General features: G+C 37.6%; 16 protein-coding genes. 10 read left to right on the top strand and 6 right to left on the bottom strand.

Annotated features, from left to right (window positions below):
• Window positions 1-199: 199 nt before the first annotated feature.
• Window positions 200-1,432: an alginate export family protein gene (locus tag PLJ10_07040; protein HOK09401.1), complete on the bottom strand. Its 1,233-nt coding sequence runs from the start codon at window positions 1,430-1,432 to the stop codon at window positions 200-202.
• A 648-nt stretch (window positions 1,433-2,080) separates the two neighbouring features.
• On the opposite strand from PLJ10_07040, the gene PLJ10_07035 reads away from it, so the two are divergent.
• The 6 genes from PLJ10_07035 (at window position 2,081) to PLJ10_07010 (ending at window position 6,892) form a co-directional block, all read left to right on the top strand.
• Window positions 2,081-2,515, top strand: a complete 435-nt coding sequence (locus PLJ10_07035) for a sigma factor-like helix-turn-helix DNA-binding protein (GenBank protein HOK09400.1) — start codon at window positions 2,081-2,083, stop codon at window positions 2,513-2,515.
• 126 nt (window positions 2,516-2,641) lie between these two features.
• Window positions 2,642-3,148: a shikimate kinase gene (locus PLJ10_07030; GenBank protein HOK09399.1), complete on the top strand. Its 507-nt coding sequence runs from the start codon at window positions 2,642-2,644 to the stop codon at window positions 3,146-3,148.
• 409 nt (window positions 3,149-3,557) lie between these two features.
• Window positions 3,558-4,373, top strand: coding sequence for an SDR family oxidoreductase (locus PLJ10_07025; GenBank protein ID HOK09398.1), 816 nt, complete (start codon window positions 3,558-3,560; stop codon window positions 4,371-4,373).
• Between the two features lie 111 nt (window positions 4,374-4,484).
• On the top strand, window positions 4,485-5,087 hold the full coding sequence (locus PLJ10_07020; protein HOK09397.1) for a manganese efflux pump MntP family protein: 603 nt from the start codon (window positions 4,485-4,487) through the stop codon (window positions 5,085-5,087).
• 58 nt (window positions 5,088-5,145) lie between these two features.
• Window positions 5,146-6,114, top strand: coding sequence for an alpha/beta fold hydrolase (locus PLJ10_07015; protein ID HOK09396.1), 969 nt, complete (start codon window positions 5,146-5,148; stop codon window positions 6,112-6,114).
• A gap of 190 nt (window positions 6,115-6,304) precedes the next feature.
• On the top strand, window positions 6,305-6,892 hold the full coding sequence (locus PLJ10_07010) for an ATP-dependent Clp protease proteolytic subunit (protein ID HOK09395.1): 588 nt from the start codon (window positions 6,305-6,307) through the stop codon (window positions 6,890-6,892).
• 79 nt (window positions 6,893-6,971) lie between these two features.
• On the opposite strand, the gene glnE is transcribed toward PLJ10_07010, so the two are convergent.
• Window positions 6,972-10,055: a bifunctional [glutamate--ammonia ligase]-adenylyl-L-tyrosine phosphorylase/[glutamate--ammonia-ligase] adenylyltransferase gene (gene glnE / locus PLJ10_07005; GenBank protein HOK09394.1), complete on the bottom strand. Its 3,084-nt coding sequence runs from the start codon at window positions 10,053-10,055 to the stop codon at window positions 6,972-6,974.
• A gap of 4 nt (window positions 10,056-10,059) precedes the next feature.
• Window positions 10,060-11,232: a glycerate kinase gene (locus PLJ10_07000; GenBank protein HOK09393.1), complete on the bottom strand. Its 1,173-nt coding sequence runs from the start codon at window positions 11,230-11,232 to the stop codon at window positions 10,060-10,062.
• Window positions 11,233-11,429: 197 nt separating this feature from the next.
• Here PLJ10_07000 and greA point away from each other — a divergent pair, with 197 nt between their 5' ends.
• From greA to PLJ10_06985, 3 genes are all read left to right on the top strand, one after another.
• Window positions 11,430-11,903: a transcription elongation factor GreA gene (gene greA / locus PLJ10_06995; protein HOK09392.1), complete on the top strand. Its 474-nt coding sequence runs from the start codon at window positions 11,430-11,432 to the stop codon at window positions 11,901-11,903.
• 19 nt (window positions 11,904-11,922) lie between these two features.
• Window positions 11,923-15,222 (top strand): carbamoyl-phosphate synthase large subunit, encoded by a 3,300-nt coding sequence (gene carB, locus PLJ10_06990; protein ID HOK09391.1) that lies wholly within the window; start codon window positions 11,923-11,925, stop codon window positions 15,220-15,222.
• A 200-nt stretch (window positions 15,223-15,422) separates the two neighbouring features.
• Window positions 15,423-16,172 (top strand): hypothetical protein, encoded by a 750-nt coding sequence (locus tag PLJ10_06985; GenBank protein ID HOK09390.1) that lies wholly within the window; start codon window positions 15,423-15,425, stop codon window positions 16,170-16,172.
• A 34-nt stretch (window positions 16,173-16,206) separates the two neighbouring features.
• Here PLJ10_06985 and PLJ10_06980 read toward each other — a convergent pair whose 3' ends face one another.
• On the bottom strand, window positions 16,207-16,920 hold the full coding sequence (locus PLJ10_06980) for a metallophosphoesterase (GenBank protein HOK09389.1): 714 nt from the start codon (window positions 16,918-16,920) through the stop codon (window positions 16,207-16,209).
• A 66-nt stretch (window positions 16,921-16,986) separates the two neighbouring features.
• Between PLJ10_06980 and PLJ10_06975 the strand changes: the two genes are divergently transcribed.
• Window positions 16,987-19,287, top strand: coding sequence for a VCBS repeat-containing protein (locus PLJ10_06975; protein ID HOK09388.1), 2,301 nt, complete (start codon window positions 16,987-16,989; stop codon window positions 19,285-19,287).
• Window positions 19,288-19,602: 315 nt separating this feature from the next.
• Here PLJ10_06975 and PLJ10_06970 read toward each other — a convergent pair whose 3' ends face one another.
• The gene (locus tag PLJ10_06970) at window positions 19,603-19,845 is read right to left on the bottom strand and encodes a hypothetical protein (GenBank protein HOK09387.1); all 243 of its coding nucleotides are present in this window, start codon (window positions 19,843-19,845) and stop codon (window positions 19,603-19,605) included.
• 111 nt (window positions 19,846-19,956) lie between these two features.
• Window positions 19,957-20,127 (bottom strand): hypothetical protein, encoded by a 171-nt coding sequence (locus tag PLJ10_06965; protein HOK09386.1) that lies wholly within the window; start codon window positions 20,125-20,127, stop codon window positions 19,957-19,959.
• Window positions 20,128-20,264 lie beyond the last annotated feature (137 nt).

Genomic DNA, 20,264 nt, shown 5'->3' with positions numbered 1-20,264 from the left:
GACATTGCAAAAAAAATATGTAAAAACAATAAAAGAAATGCATAGAAAAAATCAAGTAGAGTTTTTAAATTGTTAAACAAAACCTTTAGATTAGATTGATTTAAAAATAGACAGCCTCGTAAGGTTTCCCTTACGAGGCCCTTTTCTACTCTCTTTTCCTAAATATTGATTTAGGAGAAGAAACCAATGAACAGAGACATTAGAAGCTAATCTCAGTTTCAGCAAATAGGTAGTTGAAATCCTGGTCTTCAAGCAGTTCTTGACCGAAGAAATGGGAGTAACCAGCACGAACAACTAAGTCTTCGCTGTAGTTGTAAGCACCTGTTAACTGAAGTTCCCAACCTAACTCATCATCATCATTCTTTGCTTCTTCGTCTAACATGTAATATTGACCTTCAAGAGCAAGTTTAATGGCTTCGGTCGGCTGGACACCTAAACCAAGACGATATACGAAAGCATTGCTAAGTGTTGTATCGTCTAAGAAATCAGAATATTCCCAGTTGGAGAATAGACGGTTGAAAGCAAATTCAACATCGTCTTTCTTGAACCAATAGCAATCCACATCCGGTCCTTCCAAATATGCAAAGCCGGCATAAATCCGTGGCTGCCAGGAAATATCGAAGGTGTAACCTAATTCAAGGTTTGCTGCCCATGCATTGAAATCATTGGTTTGACCAAAAATCCACCAACCTGTGTCTTCTGCATCACCTAACTGATAAGCGGCTTCAGCTTCGAAATCGAAGGCACCGACTTTACCAGCACCGCGAAGACCAAGGGTATGAAGGTTAGATTCAAGTTCTGTCGCATCGTCACGGATATACATCCAGTAGGCATCGATTACGACATCTTCAAGACCTGTATAGCTACCATAGATAGCATACAAATCAACATCATCTTCTGCGAAATCCTTCATGGATTCGACTAATTTGGCTGCGATAGCATCAACGCTGACCATGTCTGTTACATAGCTCAAGCGAAGTGCATCCCAGGAAAGACCTGTGAAGTTGTAGCGTTTGTCGTTTGTGCCGACAAGCCAGCCACTACCAAGGGTCAATTCCTGACGACCAACACGGGCACGAAGCGGGGTTCCCCACATCTCACGGGCTTCGACATAGGCTTGATAGACTTCAACATCATCTACACTCGCCTGACGATTGTCTACACCAGTAAGATAATTGGGAGAACGAAAATCCTCGCCCCAAATATCATAGCTGTCTAATTCAATCATCGCTGTAACTTCATCGGTGAAGTCTGCTTTTACATTTAAACGTGTTCTCTGTTCGATAAAGCTTGTTTCACCGGCATCATCATAATCTAACCAATTCGCACGAATGCGAATTTTTCCGCCGACTTCTACATTCTGAAGTTCGGCATAAGCCATCGTGCCTAAAAGTACGACTGCTACTGCAACTAATAACATGCTTTTACGCATAGTTTCATACTCCTTTTACAAGTTCAGTTCAATTTAATATAAACTTTTCTTTCCGTGTCTGCCCTCACAGACACTTTCTCATCTACATTTTATCGACCACATCGACCCAATCCAATTCCTGTGCGAGCCTTCTCTCTGGTCATCATACCTCCTTTCTTCTCGCTGGATTTCAGAATTGGCGGCGATGAATTTTCATATTAAATTTGTAAAATCTTAACATAAAACAAAACCACTTGTCAAATTAAAATACCCATTTTTTTTATAAAATTTAAAAATTTTTTATTCTACAATTTTCGCAGAAACACAACATATTGTATTCTTATTTTTCAGAATTACCACATATATATGTACAAACATTCCTGACAAAAAAATTTCCTTTTAATTTATACAGTATTCTGCTCAATCAACATACCGCAATTAAAAAGACACTATTTGAAAAATCTTTTTTACATATTTAGATTTTCTTTGCGATTCTCTTTTTCACCTAAACTGATTTCTTAAAAATAAAACCAAATAAAAATTAAACAAAAAATAAACCATCTGCAAAGTACTTTTTCAATTCCATATTCGTAAAATGTTCTCACCTTTTTACTATTAAGTTATTAAGGATTGTTACGTTTTATTTTCAAAAAAGAAAGGATTAAAGTTATGAAAAAGAATTCACAACACCTACTTACCAAAAGTAAAAATACCGATTGTTTAGAAAAGGAGTTTTTGAACCATACTGTTTTAGTATCGCAAGATTTTTTGGAACAAGTACCATCACATTGCTCATTGTGGTATGAATCACCAGAAGAGATTGAGAAAAAATTAGCATGGGGAGAAGAAAAGACTCGTCTTTTGCAATGGGTTAGAAAACAGGTTCAGCGAAAACTTAGTCCAAAAGAAAAACGCTATATTGAAATGTATTATTTTCAAGGACTAACACTTGAAACTATTTCAGAACGTTCAGGGGCAAACCCTTCTGCTATACATAGAGCCCTTAGACGAGGTATTCGCAAACTGATTCATTTAACCAAAGATGAAAATCTCTGTTTCCAAAAGATTCGGATGGGACGAACAAAAAAGAATGAAAAAGAATAATCCTTACATTAGAACATGAATTCCCATTTTTATTTTCAGACTTGTTTTTTATAATATTTGTAAAACTTTATTAAATTCTACAGACACCTATCTTGTCATGTCATTAAAATTATATTGGAATTACAAATGATAAAAGAGAACATTATTTTAATTGGTATGCCGTGGTCAGGGAAAAGCACCATTGGTGTCTTGTTAGCTAAATCATTGCATTGGAATTTTATAGATACCGATTTGTTAATACAATCTGAAACTGGCAAATTACTTCAACAGATTATTGATGAGCAAGGGGTAGAACAATTCCGCAAAATTGAGGAGGAGTATGTACTTAAAATCAAGCCTCTCCAGTGTGTCGTCGCAACTGGAGGTAGTGTGGTATATAGCCATAAAGCAATGGAATACCTGAAGCAACTTGGAAATATCATTTACCTAAAATATCCATTCGAAGAAATTAATCGACGTGCAAAGAGTGTTGAAGAACGTGGATTGGTAAGAGCCAAAGGACAAACTCTGTATGATTTATATCAAGAACGAACACCGCTTTATGAATCATGGGCAGACATAATCATCGATTGTCATCATTTGAATCATGAACAGGTTGTGGATAAAATCTTACTTTCCATTAAATATATTTGATTTACATTTGTTTCATATTTAGACAATAAACAGTCAATTTCTTACAACCATAAAAATTCTTTGTTTGAAAATAAAACTTTTGATATACTTACTTTTGAATTGAAAAATACACTATAATTAACCTTTAAATAAAAGGATAATTTTATGACTGAATTCCTCACAGTTGTGTTTATTTTCTTGATGGATATTGTTCTTTTGCTTCTATCTATTTTTGGGTTTAAAGAATTATTTTGATTTCAATAGATCTTATATTTTAAGGAGTTGAAACTGTGAATGTTTTAGAAGACCTTGCATATATTGGTTTGTCAATCATGGGTATACTTCTTCGGGTGCTTGCTATTCTGTTTGGGGCGTTCTTGTTTACTCTGTAAAATCTATACACCAAAACAAGAATAAAAAGGATTGACTTATGCTATCTACTTTTTTTCTGACAGGCTGTGCCAGTGGCATGGGAAGACATATGACCACTGTTTTCCTGAGGCAAGGGCATAAGGTCATAGCCACAGATATTAATGCAGAACAGTTAGAGCAAGTAGCGACAGAAGAAGGCTGGAACCCATCACAGGTTCGCCTATTTCGTCTGGATGTGACTAATTACAATGAATGGGAAGATGTCTTTCAGAAAGCAGTTAAAGAATGGGGAGGAATTGACGTAACTATCAATTTTGCGGGGCTACTTCTTTCCTCATGGGCTACAGAAACACCATTAAAAGAGATTCATTCACAAATTGATGTAAACCTTAAAGGCACAATATTCGGAACACAAATTTCCGCACGACACATGGTTGAACGTGGAAGTGGACATATCATTAACATTTCTTCAATTGCAGGGGTTGTCCCTGTGCCAGGATTATCAATTTATTCAGCAAGTAAACATGCAGTTCGGGCATATTCACTATCTGTTGCTTTAGAACTGAAAAAGAAAGGGGTATATGTTACTGTGATTTGCCCTGCTACCGTACAAACGCCAATGTTAGATAATCAGCTTCATGTCGAAGCAGCAGAATTGTACTTTTCAGGTTTACGTATTCTAACTGTTAAAGATATTGAAAAAGCTATTGTCAAAAGAGCCTTACCTAAAAAACCGATGGAAATATTCATTCCACGATTTAAGGTAAAACTTTTTCAGATTGTCTCATTATGTCCCTCATTAGGCAGATTTATTTCACCTATCTATCAATGGGCAGGAAGGTGGCGTCAAAATCGACGACGTAAAAAGAATTAATAGATGTAAAACATATCAATACCTTAATCGCAAACTATTGTATGATTTAAAAGTTTAACAATATTCTGATTAAATGGGAACATTTATTGCTTTTATGAAAGTTGACAATGCATGTTAAATCCATTTGTTTTAGCTGGAATAGCCATCGCTTTAGCGATGGATGCCTTCGCTGTATCTATTGGTATTAGCACCCTTATTCGCAAAGTCAGCCCACGACAAATGTTCCGACTATCTTTCCATTTCGGTTTATTTCAAGCAATTATGCCCATTTTGGGCTGGTATACAGGAAATCAGGTGGGGGATTGGCTTCTGGATTATGACCACTGGATTGCATGCTCCATTCTCTGGGGTATCGGTGGAAAAATCGTCTACCAATCTTTCCTTGATAAAGAACCCTCTTCCCCAGAGAATCCATCCACAGATAATAATCACCCACTGAAAAAAGATCCAACTCGTGGCATCTCCTTAATTATGCTCTCAATTGCAACCAGTATTGACGCTTATGCTGTCGGATTAAGCTTCGCTTTTATTGGTGTTTCCATCTGGTTTCCATCATTTTGGATAGGCATTACAGCGGGATTTCTAACCCTTTTGGGGATGAGAATTGGAATTTATGTAAGCAAAAAATTCGGTAAGGGCATGGAATTAGTCGGGGCTATCCTTTTGTTTATTATCGGTGCTAAAATTTTATTTGACCATATTATCACACAATAAAAAATATTAAAAACCAAACAAATTTTTTTGAATTAATAACATTTAAGGAGAGTTGACAATGCCTGTGTTTGAACTACCATTAGAGGAACTATGGAAGTATCAAGGTAGAAATCCAAAACCTGAAGATTTTGATGACTACTGGCAACGAGCGTTAGCAGAACTTAAAACGCTCGATTTTAAGGTAGAACTAATACCTGCCTCTTTTCATAGCAAAATAGCCGAGTGTTTTGACTTATATTTCAACAGTGTTCGTGGTGCTCGAATCCATGCTCAATACTTGCGTCCTGCAAAACGGTCAAAGCCATGCCCAACACTGCTTAAATTTCATGGTTACGGTGGCAATGCTGGCGATTGGTATGAAAAATTAGGTTTCGTTGCGGAAGGTTTTTGTGTAACCGCTATGGATGTCCGTGGACAAGGTGGGCAATCCACAGAAACGGGGAACATTGTAGGAAATACCCTGAAAGGACATATTATCCGTGGATTAGACGATGTGCCAGATAATTTACTCTACCGACACATCTTTTTAGATACCGTGGCATTGGTATCTGTAATAACACAGTTTGAAGAGGTCGATGAAAATAAATTGGGTGCCTATGGAATGTCCCAAGGCGGGGCATTAACATTAGCCTGTGCAGGTCTGGAACCCCGAATAAAGAAATTAGCACCTATGTGTCCATTTCTATGCGACTACAAAAGAGTTTGGGAGATGGATTTGGCAGAAGAAGCTTATGAAGAATTAAAAACATACTTCCGTTTGTTTGACCCACGACATGAACGTGAAGATGAAATTTTCCGTAAATTAGGTTATATTGACTGTCAATATTTAGCAGAACGCATACAAGGTGAAGTCCTTATGGCAATCGGGTTAATGGACCAAATTTGTCCTCCCTCAACTCAATTCTCCGCATACAATAAAATTAAATCCCCAAAAAAAGTTATTCTCTACCCTGATTTCGCTCATGAATACTACCCTGGTTTCATAGACCAAATGTTTGATTTTTTTCGCACTGGCTGGATTGAGTAAATTTATCATAAAATCTGCTTCCGAAATACAATATGAGGTTGAAAGAATAAAATCAAAAACAAGAAACCTTTCCAGTATTCGATTTTTGGAGACAAATAAAATAGATAAAATTGTTTTTTCAAAGGGTTTCAAGTTAAAATTATCTCTTAACTAATTTAGATATAATCCTGTTAATCAAAGGAGCAATACCATGATTTTTAACGAAGAGCCTGAAATTTGTGAAGAAGAAAAACCCGTTCAGTCGGAAGGCTTAACGGTTCGACTATTAAAAAATCGTGCAGTTATCATATCTGGCGAAGTAACTCAGGAATTGGCAGAAAAAGCCATAACACAATTGTTATTGTTGGATTACGAATCTCAGGAACCGATAACTGTGTATGTATGTTCTCCTGGCGGACATGTAGATTCGGGCTTTGCCATTTACGATATTATGAAGTTTATACATTCGCCAGTTACAACCATTGGCGTAGGTTGGGTTGCAAGTATTGCTGTTCCTATTATGATGGGTGCACCAAAGGAGCGAAGATTGGCACTACCAAACACACGTTTCTTGATACATCAACCTTCAGGGGGTGCTGGTGGACAGGCAGCAGATATTAGAATAGAAGCACAGGAAATTTTAAAAATTCGGGAAAGAATTAACCGTCTTTTATCATTAGAAACAGGTCATCCAATAGAGAAAATAGCCAAAGACAGTGATCGCAATTTCTGGATGTCCGCAGAAGAGGCATTAGAATATGGTTTAATTGGAGAGATTATCTCAAAAAGAAAAGTGTAACAAAAAATAAAATGGTTGAAATTACCCCTCCTGTCAAAAATCAACATTTATCCACTTGGCAAATTCAAAAAACACCTTTCTAATTCCTTAACTCAATCCAGTTTTGAACGGTTTGCATAGTTTCTAAATAAAATTGATGGACTTCTGTTTTTAAGTTAATCAGGTATTCTGATGGTGTCGGTGTAAACTGTAGTTCAGGTAATAATTGTGGAAGGGAGGAAAGTGCTTGTTCAGAAAGGGTAGAACTACGAACACCAGTGAAAAGGCGATAGCGATTCAATATTTGCAAATAGATACCAAATGTCTTCTTTAAGAATTGCCATTTTTGCAAGTGTTCAGGTGCAACATTTATTAGAATGTTTAAAGCATTAATCACAGACGGGGTTGCTAATTCTGGAAATTTCTCAACTTTCATTCTCTGCCACCAGCGAACGATATACTCTAATTCTGCAGTTCCACCTTCCGATTTCTTTAAGTTATTTGTACTCGTTTGCTGAACCATTTTTTGACGTATATCTTCACTTTTTTGTAAATCTTCTATTGATACAGGAAAATAGAATGCTAATTTGGTAAGCATCTGGTAAATATCTTTGTTAATATGACCATGTTTTATAATAACACGTGCTTTCATTAATGCCATTTTTTCCCAAATATCTGCCTCATTCTCGTAGTAGTCTTTAAATTGTGATAAGCTTATTGCTAATACACCTTTTGAGCCATAAGGACGTAATCGAGCATCAATATCATACAAAATCCCGAAACGTGTAGGTTCTTTTAGCTTTTTTATAATACGTGATGATACATCCGCAAAATATTCCGATGGGCTGATAAGCATATCCTCTGATTTTTCAACAGAATTTATATGTTCATCATCATAAACAAATATCAAATCGAGGTCGCTACCGAAAGTCATCTCTCTTCCGCCAATTTTACCCAACCCGATAACTACAAAAGGAATCGTAGACACGCCATACTTCTGCCTTGTCTCTTGTTGAGCCTCTACCACAATATCTTCCAATATTATTTCAGCCAGAAGAGTTAATTGCTCACAGACTTCATCGATAGCAAACTTGCCCAGTAAATCTCCCAATGCGATACGTAGCCATTCAGAATCCTTTAACCGATAGTGAGAAGACTCGGGGAATACAGACCTTTTCAGTTCTTGTAATGAAAATGTTAAGTAATTCGCATCAACCTTTTGTCCAATAAGTTCTTCTCGGAGAAGAACCTCGATACTACTTGGTTCTTTTATCCATACATCTGCTAAGGCGGGAGCACGAGTTGTCAATGTAACAAAGAATGAACATAGGTTATGATTTTCTTTAAATAATTCATAGACAATTCCGGGAAATCTCATTCGTGAAAGTTGAGAATAAAACTGCTCCAGAGCAATATCTGGAGAAAGTGTTTTTCTTAATTCTTCACATAAGTAGGGAACGATATTAATAAAATTCTCGCGTACATGTAGCGGGTACGGAGTTCCCTCAGAACCATTTGCTAATTTGCGGAAAATATCTTTTGCTTCTGTTACGTCTTTAAAACCAAATTCTTTTAATTTTTCTATCCCTTCCTTTCCCTCTGTTTGTAAACTTACCAAATCATAAACCCATAGATTTCCAGAAGCCTTGACCGCAACAAATTGTTCCAATATAACACGAACTTCACGGGTCTTATCTTTATAAACACGCCAAAATGATTCGCCAGAAGTATAGCCTAATCGTCGGGCAAACTCATCTAACTCCTCCGCATTCTGGGGCAAAGCGTGTTTTTGAGTTCCATATTCAATCTGTAGGCGATGTTCTATCTCTCTCAAAAAACAATAGTTCGTTATTAACGTTTCTGCATCAAACGGTTTCAAATAATTATTTTCCATCAGCTTATGAATTGCTTCAATAGTATTAGTAATCCTCAATTCAGGTTTTCTCCCACCGTTTAACAATTGAAGTAATTGCACTGTAAATTCAATATCTCGAATTCCACCCCACCCTAATTTAACTTCGTAATCTGTTTGTCCTTGCTCCGCAACTTGTTTTTCAACCATTAGTTTTGTCTGGTGTATATCCTCCAACGTTTTATCATCAAAAAATTTGGGAAAAACGAAAGGACGCATTGTTACTATAAATTCATCGCCCAAATCCAAATCACCCGCACATGGTCTACACTTTACTAATGCCTGTCGTTCCCACGCCCGTCCATATTGATAATAATACTCGACAGAATTTGCAAGAGTTTCTGCTAAAGCACCTACTTTCCCATAAGGACGTAGACGCATATCAACACGATAAATTTGCCCTTCTTCTGTATGCTCAGAAAGAAATTTGATGATTTGTTCTCCCAATTTGCAATAAAATTCACGGTTGGTAATTTGTCCTTTTAAGCCACCACTTGTCTCTCCATCATCATCGTAAATAAATAGTAAATCAATATCTGAACTAAAATTAAGTTCTCTGCCTCCTAATTTCCCCAAACCAAGGATGACAAAGCGAGAAGGAATACCTTCCTTCTTTTCGTCACTATACTTAATTGGTCTTCCATAACTTTGAGTTAAATAAGCCAAAACAAGATGAAAACATAATTCAAGGTGTGCATCTGCAAGGTTAGACAGGTCTTCTGCAATTGACTTAACTTCATTATGTTCTACTATATCACGGGTAGTGATTCTTAGCAATGCCTTCTTATGACACTGGCGAAGATATATCATGATTTTTCTTAAATTCCAATTATTTGCAGATATAAATTGATTGTTTTGGAGATAATTTATAATGTCAGAATTAGAGGTTAGCAGAGTAGAGTCCCACCCTAAATAAAGTAACCATTCATCTTTAGTGAGTGCACGTGAAAGATGAGGTGATAATAAAATCTCATCAGCATAGTCTGGATGTTTAATAAGGGTATCGGTAAGAAAAGGACTTTGAGAAAATATCCTTTCAAAAAATCGGAGGTACTTTGGTGTCTCGAGATATTTAGCGATATAAGTTTCAATAGGTGCTGGCACATTCTTTAAGAACTGAGTAAATGCAACAATAACACGCTCAGGATTAGAACTTTCACTAAGAAGCAATTCTAACTTCGTTTGCCATTCTTGAATAGGAATTGATTTCAAATAGTTTAAATCTTCTTTAACACTTTCCGACAGTCTGTTGTAAAAGTCTCTATGTTCCATATTATTAATCTGCTCTTCTTATTCCTGTCTTATGATTGTAATGAAACAGTTTTGCTATTTGTTGGCTTGTCCGTTGGAGATTAATCGAGGTATTTTTTAGGAGTTCTTCTTTTGATGTTTCTCCAGCAGAAATAGGGAAAACAATAACATTTCCCTTGGACAAACAAATCTCCCAACCTTTACCTAATGTGCCAACAAGGATTATCACTGGTTTGTCGTGTAGTTTGGCAAGATGAATCATCTCACCAACAACTTTACCTGAAAAACTTTGATAATCTAATTGTCCTTCCCCAGTGATAACCAAATCAACAGAAGCAACCTTTTCGGACAAATTACTGGCTTGGGCTATCCATTGGAACCCTGGAATAAATTTTCCAAAAGCAAAAGCGAATAGAGCACCTCCCATTCCACCAGCGGAACCGCTCCCTGGTTGTTTTTGCACATCTATCTTCATATCTCGCTTTATAATGCATGCAAAGTGTTTAAGGGCTCTGTCTACAATAGGGCACAATTCCTTTCTCAATCCTTTCTGTGGACCATAAACAAATGTGGCACCGTGAGAACCATAATAAGGGTTCTTGACATCGCTCGCTATGATGATGGCTGTGTTTTTAATTTGTTCACCATAAATACTGCTTTTTATACATGCAAGATTTTGAAGGTCCAGAGGACCTCTTCCGATAGGCTTTCCATCAAAGTTCAGAAGCTGATATCCTAATGCCTGAGCAATTCCTGCACCACCATCATTAACTCCAGACCCCCCTAAACCCAGAACAACCTGTTTTGCACCTTTCTGAATAGCATTCAGAATAACTTCACCTACACCATAACTGGTAAACTTCTCAGGTGTGCGATTTTCAGGTGGGACAAGATGAAGCCCAACAACGCTCGCAGTCTCTATAATAGCTACCTTTTGTTTGGGAAGCCAACCATATCTGATTTTTCTCTTTTTACCTGTTAAATCTGCAACCGTTGTCGATAAATATTGCATGTTTAAACTCATAGATACCGCATCTAAAAAACCTTCCCCTCCATCCGAGATAGGACATGTAATCAATTGACTGGTAGGATAAGCCTTCTTCCAGCCCTTAACAATATACTTAGCTACCTCGGTTGTATTTAAGGACTCCTTAAATGAGTCTGGAGCAACAAGAACTTTTAACTCTTCTGGTCTCATTTTACCTTCCTATCCATATTAAACAAGTATATTATTACAGACCTCTACAATGTAAAAGTAATCTCATCTTCATCTCAGAAAAATTCAATTTCAAGAGGATATTAAAATATGATATAATCCTTCCAATTTAAATAATAAAAAAATGAGAAACTACGTTTTGGGCGTCTCGTTAATCTTCAAAAGTATTGGAAACGTATATGGAACCAATTTATATTACAGAAGAAGGCTTACAAAAGTTACGAGAAGAATTAGCAGAATTAAATAAACAAAAGATTAAGTTAGCTGAAGTAATTGCGTATGCCCGTTCTTTAGGGGATTTGAGTGAAAATGCAGAATATCATACCGCTAAACACGAACAGGGATTATTAATGGCAAAAATTAACGACCTTGAAGATAAAATTGCACGGGCAGTTATTATTGATTCAACACAAATAGACACCTCTGAAGTACGATTGGGAGTAAGTGTTCGCGTGTTAAATGAGAAATTAGGCAAGGAGATTATATATACAATCGTAAGCCCAGTAGAATCGGATTTATCAGCAGGTAAGTTGTCAACGCAATCCCCTGTTGGGCAGGCATTATTAGGAAAAAAAGTTGGAGATGTAATCGAAGTTCAAGTTCCTGCGGGGACATTAAAACTCAAAATTCTTGAAATTTTACCTTCATCATAAATCGTTAAGGAACTATTATATGCCCAAAAGGACAGACATTAAGAAGATAATGATTATAGGCTCAGGTCCTATTATTATCGGACAGGCATGTGAATTTGATTATTCTGGAACCCAAGCCTGCAAAGCCCTTCGTGAAGAAGGCTATGAGGTGATATTGGTCAATAGTAATCCAGCGACTATAATGACAGACCCAGAAATGGCTGACTCTACATATATAGAACCTTTAACTGTCCCATTCCTTGAAAAGATAATTAAACAAGAGAAACCAGATGCATTACTTCCAACGGTAGGGGGACAAACAGGGCTTAATCTTTCTGTAGCATTGGCAGATGCAGGAATCCTCGAAAAATATGGGGTTCGGATGATAGGAGCTAACGCACAAACCATCAGGAAAGCAGAAGACCGTGGTTTGTTTAAGGAAGCAATGCTCCATTGTGGATTAGAAGTTCCACGTAGTATGGTTATTCATCATCTCGATGAAGCAATGGAATTCGGAGCAGAAATTAATTACTCCGCGGTGATTCGTCCTGCATTCACATTAGGTGGGACAGGTGCAGGATTATCTTTCAACAAAGATGAGTATATATCAGCAATCCAAAAAGGATTGGAAGCCAGCCCAATTCATGAGGTTCTGGTAGAAGAGTCTGTTATCGGTTGGAAAGAATATGAATTAGAAGTAATGCGGGACTTGAAAGATAATGTGGTAATTGTATGCCCAATCGAAAATGTAGACCCGATGGGTGTCCATACAGGAGATAGTGTAACCGTAGCACCTGCTCAGACCTTGACAGATAAAGAATATCAAATTATGAGGAATGCGGCGATTGCTATCATGCGTGAGATTGGAGTAGATACAGGCGGGTCAAATGTTCAGTTCGCTATACATCCACAAACAGGACGGATGGTTGTAATTGAGATGAATCCTCGCGTGTCGCGGAGTTCTGCGTTGGCTTCTAAGGCAACAGGGTTTCCAATTGCGAAAATAGCTGCGAAATTAGCTGTCGGTTATACTCTGGATGAAATACCAAACGATATCACAAAAGAAACGCCAGCATGTTTTGAACCAACTATCGATTATGTGGTCACTAAAATACCGCGTTGGGCTTTTGAAAAATTCTCTGGTGCGGAACCAATATTAACAGTACAAATGAAAAGCGTCGGCGAAACAATGAGCATCGGCAGAACATTTAAGGAATCTCTCCAAAAAGCCATTCGCGGGCTGGAAATTGGTAGATTTGGTTTTGGTGGTGATGGAAAAGCAAAACCTCTAACAAAAGAACCATATTCACAGGCAGAAAAAAATGCTCTTCTGCGAGCTCTGAGAACTCCTTCACCACATCGCTATCTTCATCTTGCGGAAGCGATTCGCCTCGGGGCGACCGTAGAAGAATTGCATGAAATAACAAAAATCGACCCATGGTTCATTCGGCAGATGGAAGAAATTGTAGAGGAGGAAAAGAATCTTATTGAATTATCATCTGAAGTACATGCTCACATAAACACAAAGAATACTACCAAAAAAGAAATCATAACGAAGAAAATAAAAAGAGCAAAACAATACGGTTTCTCTGACTTTCAATTGGCAAGGTATTGGAAGTCAAGTGAGTTAGATGTTCGGAATTTGCGAAAGGAACTCGGTATTATTCCAACATATCGACTTATAGATACATGTGCTGGTGAGTTTGAGGCATATACTCCCTACTATTATTCCACCTATGAAGATGAAGACGAAGTACGACTTGCAGATAAACCGCGGATAATCATTTTAGGAGGTGGTCCCAACCGAATAGGTCAGGGGATTGAGTTCGATTACTGTTGTGTACATGCTGTTTTTGCTCTTAGAGATGCAGGTTATGAAACCATTATGGTTAATTGCAATCCAGAAACAGTCTCCACTGACTATGACACATCAGACCGCTTATTTTTTGAGCCAGTTACTTTTGAAGATGTAATGAACATTATTGAACGGGTTCAGCCTGAGGGAGTTATTGTCCAATTTGGGGGACAAACACCTTTAAATATAGCCCAGCAATTAGAAAAAGCTGGTGCTCCTATTATCGGAACCTCTCCTTGGAATATTGCACGCGCGGAAGACCGAAAACTCTTCCGTGAGGTTGTCGAAAAATTGAACCTACTCCAACCAGAAAATGATACCGCCCGTTCATTTGAAGAGGCTCTGCAAATTGCAGAGAGAATTGGCTATCCAGTTGTGGTAAGACCTTCCTTCGTTTTAGGTGGTCGTGCTATGGAAATTGTGTATGATGCAGAGGCTCTCCAAAGATATATGGAGTTCGCAGTAGAAGCATCACCTGAACACCCAATATTAATTGATAAATTTTTAGAGGATGCTATTGAAATCGACGTGGATGCCATCGCAGATAAAGAACAAGTCATCATTGGTGGGGTTATGCAACATATTGAAGAAGCTGGTATACATTCTGGTGATAGTGCCTGCATTCTGCCTCCATACGACCTACCTTACGATATTGTAGAGGTTATCAAAGAGCAAACCCGAGCTCTGGCACGAGAATTAGAAGTACGAGGGCTTATGAATGTGCAATATGCGGTAAAAGACCGAAAAGTATATCTTTTAGAAGTTAATCCACGTGCATCACGAACAATACCGTTTGTAAGTAAAGCAGTTGGAGTTCCCCTTGCCAAACTCGCTGCTTTAGTCATGGTAGGAAAACGACTATCTGACATGGGGCTCACCAAAGACCCTGAACCACAATATATCTCCGCAAAAGAAGTCGTTTTACCTTTTATCAAATTCCCAGGCGTAGATATTGTTCTTGGACCTGAAATGAGAAGTACTGGGGAAGTTATGGGAATTGATAAAAACATGGGACTTGCCTATGCAAAAAGTCAAATCGCCGCAGGGAACAGCATCCCATTAGAAGGAACTATTTTTATCAGTTTAAACGACCACGACAAAAAAAATATAGGCTCTGTAGCTAAAGATTTATACGAATTAGGATTTAAATTCATTGCAACAAAAGGAACCGCATCTGTATTACGCTCTCAAGGTATCGATGTTGCAGAAGTATTCAAGGTCGGAGAAGGTAGACCGAACGTATTGGATTGTATTATTAATGGCTACATCAACTGGATTATCAACACACCAAAGGGAAAATCTTCAAAGGACGATGAAGTTATTATCCGTAGAAAAGCATTAGAAAATAATATCCCAACAATGACAACACTTGCAGCTGCAAGAGCAGCAGTTCAAGCATTACGCGAAATGAAAAAAGGCACTATGGATATTTTATCTATCCAAAAATACCACAGCCTAACAGGAATAAAAATAAAAACGAGGTAACTCCCTCTCTCTTAATGCCCTCTTAACTCATTTATTTTTCATTCTTTACTTTTTTTGGAATATGCAGGTTTCTTTCATGAATTATCTCTATAACTAATGAATTTATGTATATATTGAAACAAAAAATGTTAGCGGAACGTTTTACATGATAGAATTATAATGTTGATAATTACATAGAATTAATGATAAAGGTTTTTACCATGAGACCAAAAACAGTGCTTTTTATAATGGCTATTCCCTCTTGTTTTTTATTGCTATTTTCAGGGTGTGGAGTTGAGTTGTTGACAACAACAGCAATACAAGGGGAACTTCAAGCACAGCAGTTAAAAAGTATGCAGAAACAGGTACAAGGCATTGCAAACCAAACAGGCAAAATAAACCTTGAACGAGCAATTCAAACATTTCAAGCGGAAAACGGTAGGTATCCGAAATCGTTAGATGAATTGGTACCTCAATATTTACCTTCGTTACCACAGCCGTCTGGGGATAGTTTGTATAGTTTTGACCCTTCTACTGGGCAAATTATCACAGTTCCTGCGGGTATTGAACCTGCTGACCTTCGAAAGTTAGAGCAAATTAAGTTTGCAGTATTACAATATGCATACACAACGGGATATTACCCCACAAATCTTGACATGCTTTATCCGACATATCTTTCATTTCTACCGAAAACTTCGAGTGGTGAAGCCTTTGTATATAACCCACAGACAGGGGCTGTGATGCATCCAAAACAAACGTCAGGAATGCCAAACACTATTCCATCTGGAAATCCTGTACCTATTAATTCTCCAGTGTCTCCTGTGACCGGAGGGATTGCAATTCAGCAACAGTTAAATGGTATGACTAACTCGTCAGGTGCGGTAGGTTCATACTCGCGTCAATCAGTCCAAAATATTCAAAATGATTACTCAAACAAACAAAATAAAGTGATGGACGATTTAGGTTTATAATTCGGTAAGAGGGATATTTTGTTGTTAGAATGTGTTAAAGTACAAGGGTACGGAGAATATTTAGTTTCATCCCCTTGTAAGCGGTACCTGAGTTATGGAATGTTATGCCTTTATAACGGAAATTTCGCAAAGGCACATGAGTATGTCCAAAATAGACCTCGGTAATACCCGAATTTTTTCCCAATGCAAGGTCTTCAAGATACCATAATAAATTTCGTGCTGTGCGACGGCGTCGAAAATATAGTCGAGATACAACAACATGTGTTTTCATTTGGACAGCAACATCATAAATCTGATTTAGAAAAGCATCGTTCCGTGTTGGCTTATGTTCCCAACGGGCTCGATATTTTTGTAATTGACTGTGTCTCATCTTACGGATAGACGCATCTCCATGAAGAAAAACGATATTCCCTATTCTTAAATAATAAGGGTGCCACGAAAAGTTAGGAAGTTCATTTTCTAATTGAGTTAATAACTGGCAAAATTGTCGATGATGGTCATGATTGCCTAAATTTAGGTGTATCTGGCATTTTGGATTTTTAAGAACAATGCTTCGCAAGAATTGAACAGCTTGCTGGAAAACATCGTTTGCCTTCTCTTCATTTGCCCAGCGGAAATCGAAGGTATCTCCATTGAAAACAAATATATCAGATGATTGTATTGCTTCTTCAATTGCAGATAGTTTCTTTTCCCAATTTGAGCGAGAACAAAAAATATGTAAATCAGAAACGACGGATATTCTTTTCATAGGTGGATAACTTATTGTATGATATATGTTAAATTATAAAAGATATTCAAGTGAAGGACATAACATGTGAGAAGTATATCTAAATATAAGAATTTTGTGCACAAATGCATTGTTCCTTTTTTGTGGATTTCTGCTATTTTCATTTGCTTTATTTCTCTGGAAAGTTGCAAAAATACCAACGAAGCCGACCCAAACGTTCCTATTCGTTACTTTCATGCTCATTATCAATATCCTACGGGGGGAAATAGTCATTATTTAACCCACGGCGATTTTAATCGAGACGGTGCTATTGACTTAGCAATAACTACATATAATACGAATCACGTTGCTGTTTTGTTACGTGATTCGGAAAAAGGTAACTTTAAACTACATGTAGATTACCCCGTTGGCAAAGGTCCTGGCATGATAGTTTGTGGGCAGTTGGATGGAGATGGCTTCGAAGACTTGGTCGTCCTAAATCAGGACGGTGATTCTTTTTCCACACTTTACGGGAAAGGAGATGGAACTTTTGAGGACCCTATAGAGTTTGGGTTAACAAACGGAGCAAAATCTTCTGCAATCGCTTTAACAGATGCAAACAAGGATGGTTTAACAGATGTAATAATTGCAGAATATGGTACAGGTATCATCCTACTTATCCAGAATGCAGGGGCACGAACATGGGGTAACGTAGATATCATTCATTATGGAAGTGGACCTCGTTGGCTACTTCCCATTGATTTGGACAAAAACGGAGAGGTCGATTTAATCATTTCTAACCGTGATTCTAACAATATCTCTGTATTATTAAGTCAACCAGGAGCCCTATTTTCACAAAAAAATGATTATCCTGTCGGCGTATATCCTCGTTCAATAGATACATGTGATATTAATGGAGATAGTTACCCAGACTTAGTTGTTGCAAATGCTGGTTCGGGGACATACTCAGTTTTGTTAAATGATACTAAAGGAGTTATGACAGTTCTATCTACCATACAATCACGGAAATTGCCAACCAAAGCCCTACTACGGGATATAAACAAGGATGGTTTCGTTGATTTGATTGGTTTATTATATGGTGAACTTACCTTGAGCACAGGCACTATTGCTAATGGACCTTTTGCATCGGCAGAAATTTTCTACGGAACACAGGAAAGAACGTTTGAATACTTAAAAACAATCAATTTAGGGGTAGGTGCAGTAGACATAGACACAGCTGACTTAAATGCAGATACCCATGAAGATTTGATGTTTACATTATTCGGTCTCGACCGAGTAGGGATTATTTATGGGGACAGTCAATTTTTTAATAAAGCAGAAGAAAGACCCGAATTTAGTGGTGACATCGGAACATTAGCAACTGCTAATCTCGATAGTGACGCAGAAAAGGAAATAGTTATTGCATCCAATAGGGCTCCGTATTTCCGTATTTTTAAATTTGATTCTAATCAAAAACTTGTAGAAAAAGGCAAGTGGGATTTGCCATCTATTATCCAGAATATAAATCTTACCAGTATTGATAACGGTAACAACTCGATTGATATGATACTTTGCCTAAAAGGTCAAGAATATGTTGTTGTATATTTGAATAATGGCGAGGGTTTACTCCAAAAAAAAGGAGAATTTTCAGTAAGAGCCCCATCTATCAACCATCAAACCTTTCCCTCCTCTGTAGCTGTCGGCGATGTTAATAATGATGGAAATAATGACCTTGTCACAGCCAATCCACAAGCGGATACCGTCTCTGTTCTCCTTGGCGATGGTAACGGCTCATTCGGTCCAGCAAACGAAACAGTGGTTGGTGATTATCCCATGGCGGTGAAACTTGCTGACGTAAATAAGGATGGAATCCTTGATTTACTTTTTGTGAGTAGTCGTGACCCAAATGACCCAAATGATACTGCTCCATCACGGTTCGTATGTTGGCTCGGGAAAGGAGATGGAACCTTTGACAAAAGCACACAAAAACGATACGCTACAGACGGGAATCCACGTGGACTACTGCTCTATGATCTGGATAAAGATGGTGATTCAGAAGCAGTAACGGTTCACCCAGGTGGAGGAAGTTTCGTGGTATTTGGGGCTAAAGATAATGGCTCATTTGTGAGGGTTAAAACAATTAGAATAGGTAAAACATCCAAATCTTTATTTACATGGGATATAAATAATGATAGTTTCTCCGATTTAATATCTACAAATGGAGAAAGTATCATTTCCATAATCTTAAATCAAGGCGGATTAGACTTTTCTTCAGAGTATTACTATTACGTAGGACATAGTCCTGTATCTGCTATCCCTTACGATATCGACAAAGATGGAATTTTAGATATAATTATTGCAAATAATGCATCGAATGACTTGTCTTTCGTTTATGGGAGACAACCTTAAAAGTTTTTTATCAAGACGAATTTGAAACAAAAGCAATTGATAATGTGTCAAAATATCAATTCTCTTGGGACTAACTATTATCACCATAAACAAACATATAGGAGTTATCTTTATGAGTATAGTAAAGAAAACATTTAAATGGATTGGCATCACTATTCTTGTTCTAATTTTAGCGATTCTTCTATTCAAGTTTTATGCAGACCGTACTTACTTTAACAATTACGACCCTTCTCTTCCTCTTAACCCACGGGTCGAAGAAGTAAAAGAAATCAATGACGAGATAGAAGTTTTTAACGTGAAACGTCCGCGACATTTTCAGAGTGTTAAATTCTCATACGAGAGTCGACCAGGTGAACGAGTCCCTGCCTTGATTGTGTTCCCAACCGAATTAAAAGGCAAAGTGCCTTGTGTAATTTTCTTGCATGGTATAGGCCAAAGCAAAGGATTTATCCACGAAATTGCTGGCCCCTTCGTGGAAAAAGGTTTTGCTATGGCAAGTTTCGACCAGAGCATGCAAGGAGAACGGAAAATTAAAGGTGGCTGGCTTAAACAAGCCATAGCCTTCCGACAAAGACCATGGAAAACAATTAATGATGCAAGGAGATTAATAGACTATTTGCAAACACATCCAGATATTGACCCGAACCGAATTTACTTAGTGGGAGCCAGTTATGGTGCTATTACAGGCTGTACTTTAACAGCCTTTGATAAACGGATAAAAGCATCTATTTTAGTCGTAGGTGGAGGTAATATCCGTGTTATGTTAGATGCACCCCTTATAAAAAATAATTCACCTAAATGGCTCCATATGATAGCGAAACCTATTGTTTCCTTTATCATGAATGTCGCAGACCCTATACACTATGCAAAAGGGACGTCTCCAACACCACTTCTGTTTTTAAATGGTGACCAAGACAAGTTAGTCACTCCAGAAGCAGGTAAAATTTTATTCAATTCGGCGGGGGAACCAAAAGAAA

Source organism: Candidatus Hydrogenedens sp., assembly GCA_035361075.1.
GTDB lineage: Bacteria > Hydrogenedentota > Hydrogenedentia > Hydrogenedentales > Hydrogenedentaceae > Hydrogenedens.
Note: the sequence above shows the minus strand (reverse complement) of the source record. Positions and strands in the feature narration are given on the sequence as shown.

Excerpts from the sequence above, each read along its gene's own strand:
- PLJ10_07040 (HOK09401.1), bottom strand. The coding sequence starts at position 1,432 with ATGCGTAAAAGCATGTTATTAGTTGCAGTAGCAGTCGTACTTTTAGGC.
- PLJ10_06970 (HOK09387.1), bottom strand. The coding sequence starts at position 19,845 with ATGGCTTGTTTAAGCCAGCCACCTTTAATTTTCCGTTCTCCTTGCATG.
- greA (HOK09392.1), top strand. The coding sequence starts at position 11,430 with ATGGAACCAATTTATATTACAGAAGAAGGCTTACAAAAGTTACGAGAA.
- PLJ10_07015 (HOK09396.1), top strand. The coding sequence starts at position 5,146 with ATGCCTGTGTTTGAACTACCATTAGAGGAACTATGGAAGTATCAAGGT.
- PLJ10_06965 (HOK09386.1), bottom strand. The coding sequence starts at position 20,127 with ATGATAAAGGAAACAATAGGTTTCGCTATCATATGGAGCCATTTAGGT.
- PLJ10_07020 (HOK09397.1), top strand. The coding sequence starts at position 4,485 with ATGTTAAATCCATTTGTTTTAGCTGGAATAGCCATCGCTTTAGCGATG.
- PLJ10_07035 (HOK09400.1), top strand. The coding sequence starts at position 2,081 with ATGAAAAAGAATTCACAACACCTACTTACCAAAAGTAAAAATACCGAT.
- PLJ10_07010 (HOK09395.1), top strand. The coding sequence starts at position 6,305 with ATGATTTTTAACGAAGAGCCTGAAATTTGTGAAGAAGAAAAACCCGTT.
- PLJ10_07000 (HOK09393.1), bottom strand. The coding sequence starts at position 11,232 with ATGAGACCAGAAGAGTTAAAAGTTCTTGTTGCTCCAGACTCATTTAAG.
- carB (HOK09391.1), top strand. The coding sequence starts at position 11,923 with ATGCCCAAAAGGACAGACATTAAGAAGATAATGATTATAGGCTCAGGT.
- PLJ10_06980 (HOK09389.1), bottom strand. The coding sequence starts at position 16,920 with ATGAAAAGAATATCCGTCGTTTCTGATTTACATATTTTTTGTTCTCGC.
- PLJ10_07030 (HOK09399.1), top strand. The coding sequence starts at position 2,642 with ATGATAAAAGAGAACATTATTTTAATTGGTATGCCGTGGTCAGGGAAA.
- glnE (HOK09394.1), bottom strand. The coding sequence starts at position 10,055 with ATGGAACATAGAGACTTTTACAACAGACTGTCGGAAAGTGTTAAAGAA.
- PLJ10_07025 (HOK09398.1), top strand. The coding sequence starts at position 3,558 with ATGCTATCTACTTTTTTTCTGACAGGCTGTGCCAGTGGCATGGGAAGA.
- PLJ10_06985 (HOK09390.1), top strand. The coding sequence starts at position 15,423 with ATGAGACCAAAAACAGTGCTTTTTATAATGGCTATTCCCTCTTGTTTT.